Raw genomic sequence first — 4579 nt, 5'->3', positions numbered from 1 at the left:
TCATTTTTTGTAGATATAGTTTTTGCGAAATACAAACATTACGAAAAAGCAAAAAAAATATTGGAATTAATGACAACGCATTTTAAAGTTTTAGGAGAATACAAAAAGGGAGAACAATGATAACAATAGCAAACAGATTAAAAACAGTCGAAGAATATTACTTCTCATCAAAATTGAGAGAAGTACGGGAGCTCATTGCTCAAGGGAAGCCTATTGTAAATATGGGAATTGGAAGCCCAGATTTACAACCGTCAAAATTAGTTACCCAAGCAATACAAAATGCTATGTTTGATGATGTGTCGCATCAATATCAATCCTACCAAGGTTTGCCAGAATTGAGACAGGAAATGGCAAATTTTTACAAAAATAATTTTCAGGTTGACTTAAATTTCAACAATGAGATTTTACCACTAATGGGCTCTAAAGAAGGGATTATGCATATTTCACTCGCTTTCCTCAATGAAGGAGACGAAGTTTTAATTCCAAATCCCGGTTATCCAACTTATACTTCGGTAACAAATTTAGTGGGAGCAAAACCTATTTTCTATGATTTAATAGCAGAAAATAATTGGGAACCTGATTTTGAATATTTAGAGAAAACAGATTTAACCAAAGTAAAACTCATGTGGGTAAATTATCCACACATGCCAACGGGAACAAGTGGTAGCTTACATTTATTTGAAAAGTTGGTGGCTTTCACCAAAAAAAATCAAATCTTGTTGGTAAACGATAATCCATATAGTTTTGTTTTAAACGACAATCCAATTTCAATTTTGCAAATAAAAGGAGCAAAAGAAGTTGCGCTAGAATTAAACTCATTATCTAAAACTTACAATATGGCAGGTTGGCGCGTGGGAATGGTTTCTGGAAATTCAAAATATATCGACGCAATTTTGAAAGTAAAAAGCAATATGGATTCAGGTATGTTTTACGGAATTCAAAAAGGAGCGATCGAAGCATTGAAACTAGATAAATCTTGGTTTGATGAACAAAATGAAATTTATCACAAACGTAGAAAATTAGTTTTTCAATTGGCAGACAAACTAAAATGCACTTATGATAAAAACTCTGTTGGTCTATTTGTCTGGGCAAAATTACCAATAGGAATAACTAATTCGGAAGATTTTGTAGATGAATTGTTATATGAAAAAGATTTATTTATTACACCAGGAACAATTTTTGGAAACAACGGAGAAAGTTATGTTAGATTTTCTCTATGTATTTCCGAAGAAAAAATTAAAGAAGTTTTATCAAGAATTTTGATAGAAGAACAAATTCATTTATAATTTTGTAACAAACACAAACTATGGAAAATAGTATTTCATTACGCACTTGGTTAGACGATTTCAAATTATCACATCCTTTAGTAATTGCTGGGCCTTGCAGTGCCGAAACAGAAGAGCAAGTCCTGAAAACAGCACACGAATTAAAAAACTCTGATGTGAGTATTTTTAGAGCAGGAATCTGGAAACCAAGAACGCGTCCGGGAGGATTTGAAGGCGTTGGCGAAATTGGTCTTAAATGGTTGCAAAAAGCCAAAGCCGAAACTGGACTTTTAATGGCAACCGAAGTAGCAAATGCTACTCATGTAAAATTAGCATTAGAACATGATATTGATGTTTTGTGGATTGGAGCTCGAACCACCGTAAACCCTTTTGCAGTACAAGAGATTGCCGATGCTTTGCAAAATACAGATAAAATTGTATTGGTAAAAAACCCCGTAAATCCAGATTTAGCTTTGTGGATTGGCGGTGTAGAACGTTTGTATAATGCAGGAATCAAAAAATTAGGTGTTATTCACAGAGGTTTTTCTACTTACGAAAAAACAAAATACCGTAACATTCCCGAATGGCAAATTGCAATCGAATTGCAAAGTCGTTTCCCGGATTTACCATTAATAATCGATCCATCCCACATAACAGGAAACCGAAATATGATTCAGGAAGTGTCGCAACAAGCACTCGATTTGAATTATGACGGATTAATTATCGAAACGCATACAGATCCAAACAATGCTTGGAGTGATGCGGCACAGCAAGTAACTCCAACTGTTCTGAAACAAATTTTCGAAGATTTAAAAGTAAAAAAAATGACCGTTGAAGAAGATGGTTATAACACAGAAATGATAAAACTACGAGCCAATATTGATATTTATGACAGTAAAATCCTCGAAATTTTAGGTAACCGTATGAAAGTCGCTGAACAAATAGGAGCGCTTAAAAAAGCAAATAATGTTGCCGTTTTACAAAACAAACGATGGAACGAAATTTTAGGAAAAATGATTCTAGATGGAGATGAAAAGGGATTAAGTGAAGAATTTATCTTAAAAATGTTTAAAGCGATTCACCAAGAAAGTATTACACACCAAGAGAAAATTATAAATAAATAATTTTAAATGTTGAATTATAAATTCTAAATTAGAATTAACGTAATTTTGTCATTCAAAATTCATAATAAATTAAATGACAGGAATCGTTTATAAATCTACAGGAAGTTGGTACACCGTAAAATCTTTGCAAGGCGATTTTATGGAATGTCGTATAAAAGGAAAATTTCGAATGAAAGGGATCAAAAGTACCAATCCAATTGCTGTGGGTGATGTTGTCGATTATGATTTAGATGAAAATTCCGATGTTATAACTGGTACAATAAATAATATTCACGAAAGGAAGAATTATATAGTTCGTAAATCGGTCAATTTATCGCATCAAATGCACATTATTGCATCAAATTTAGATTATGTTTTTTTATTGATAACGATAAATAATCCGCCAACAACAACCAATTTTATAGATCGTTTTCTAGTTACTGCCGAAGCTTACGGAATAGAAACTATTTTGGTTTTTAATAAAATAGATACTTACGATGAAGCGATGCTCGACGAGCAATTGTTTATGCAATACATTTATCAGCAAATTGGTTATAAATGTTTGAAAGTTTCATCGACCGAAGGAAAAGGAATCGAGGAACTGAAAGACATGATGAAAGGCAAAGTAACTATGTTTTCAGGACATTCTGGTGTAGGGAAATCAACTTTAGTCAATGCGATGGAACCAAGTTTGCATCTAAAAACTAAAGTAATTTCCGAACAAAGTAAGCAAGGACAGCACACCACGACATTTGCTGAAATGTATGATTTGTCTTTTGGTGCCCAAATTATTGATACACCAGGAATAAAAGGTTTCGGAATTGTAGATATGGAAAAAGAAGAAATTTCAGGTTATTTTCCGGAATTTTTCAAACTTAAAGACCAATGCAAGTTTAACAATTGTTTGCACAAAGATGAACCGAAATGCGCTGTTAAAGACGCTTTAGAAAAAGACGAAATTTCCTATTCACGATACAATAGTTACCTAAAAATACTAGAAGGCGACGACGAAACTTATCGTACCGATATTTATAATGACGACCGAATTGCGAGTGACGAAACGAGAAATAAAAATTAGGCAAAAGTGAAAGCAGTAATTCAAAGAGTTTTATCATCATCGGTAGTAATAGATTCTAAAACAGTAGCCGAAATTCAACAAGGCTTATTAATTCTTGTAGGAATTGAAGACTCAGACAATCAAGAGGAGATCCTTTGGTTAACCTCAAAAATAATTAATCTTCGCATTTTTGCTGATGAAAATGAAGTAATGAACCTTTCGGTAAAAGATGTAAATGGCGAGATCATTGTCGTTTCACAATTTACACTTCACGCTTCGACCAAAAAAGGAAAACGACCAAGTTATATAAAAGCATCAAAGCCAGAAATAGCCATTCCGTTATACGAAAGTTTTGTTTCACAATTAGAAATCGAATTAGGTAAGAAAGTACAAGCTGGTATTTTTGGAGCAGATATGAAAGTTTCTTTAGTAAATGATGGGCCAGTAACTATAATTATAGATAGTAAAAATAGAGAGTAGTTGTTAATATTTAACTTACTTTTGCGCCAAATTTTCCACACATGAAGTTCAATTTTTTTTTCTTTCTATTGTTTGTTAATGTTTTACAATCCCAAACATTAATTAATGCTCAGTTTATAGTTTCAGATGATTTAAAGGAAAACGCAAATAGTGTAGTTTTAAATCAGGAAATTAATGTTGAAATAGTTTCTCAGGATAAAATAATTATAAGAAAAAACAAAACCATTTTAGTTTATAATGAGTTGGGCTTAAAAAACATTGATGCTATTGAATTCTATGATAAGTCTACTAAAATTAGCTCCTTTGAGGCAAGTTTATACTCATCTTTAGGAAAAAAAATAAAGCAATTTAAAGACAAAGATTTTAATGATCGAAGCGCAGCCGACGGATTTTCTATCTATAACGATAGTAGGGTTACTTCGCTTGACTTTACACCGACTGAATATCCGTTTGTAATTGTTTTTAAAAGCGAAATTCAAAGTTCAAACACGGCTTTTATTCCTTCATGGTATCCAATTGATGATTTCTATGAAAGTGTTGTAAAATCGGAAATAAGTATTTCTTTTCCTGATAATTTAGGATTTAAACACAAAGAAATAAATTTTCAGGATAAAAAAATAATCAAAACAGAAACTAAAAATAGTATATCATTTTTAACAGAAAATATTCCTGCA

General features: G+C 32.1%; 5 protein-coding genes. All 5 read left to right on the top strand.

The features are described 5' to 3' along the window. Nucleotides 1–116: 116 nt before the first annotated feature. Complete coding sequence (locus ACH2BG_RS02290; RefSeq protein WP_395046115.1) at nt 117–1286, top strand: pyridoxal phosphate-dependent aminotransferase; 1170 nt, start codon at nt 117–119, stop codon at nt 1284–1286. Between the two features lie 20 nt (nt 1287–1306). Further along, nucleotides 1307–2389 (top strand): chorismate mutase, encoded by a 1083-nt coding sequence (locus tag ACH2BG_RS02285; protein ID WP_395046114.1) that lies wholly within the window; start codon nt 1307–1309, stop codon nt 2387–2389. Between the two features lie 73 nt (nt 2390–2462). Continuing rightward, complete coding sequence (gene rsgA / locus ACH2BG_RS02280) at nt 2463–3446, top strand: ribosome small subunit-dependent GTPase A (protein ID WP_395046113.1); 984 nt, start codon at nt 2463–2465, stop codon at nt 3444–3446. Nucleotides 3447–3452: 6 nt separating this feature from the next. Then, on the top strand, nt 3453–3905 hold the full coding sequence (gene dtd, locus ACH2BG_RS02275) for a D-aminoacyl-tRNA deacylase (RefSeq protein WP_395046112.1): 453 nt from the start codon (nt 3453–3455) through the stop codon (nt 3903–3905). Between the two features lie 41 nt (nt 3906–3946). Further along, nucleotides 3947–4579 (top strand): DUF3857 domain-containing protein (locus ACH2BG_RS02270; protein WP_395046111.1); only part of this gene is annotated, 633 nt, incomplete at its 3' end.

Origin of the sequence: Flavobacterium sp. (genome assembly GCF_043779715.1) — a bacterium.
GTDB lineage: Bacteria > Bacteroidota > Bacteroidia > Flavobacteriales > Flavobacteriaceae > Flavobacterium.
Note: the sequence above shows the minus strand (reverse complement) of the source record. Positions and strands in the feature narration are given on the sequence as shown.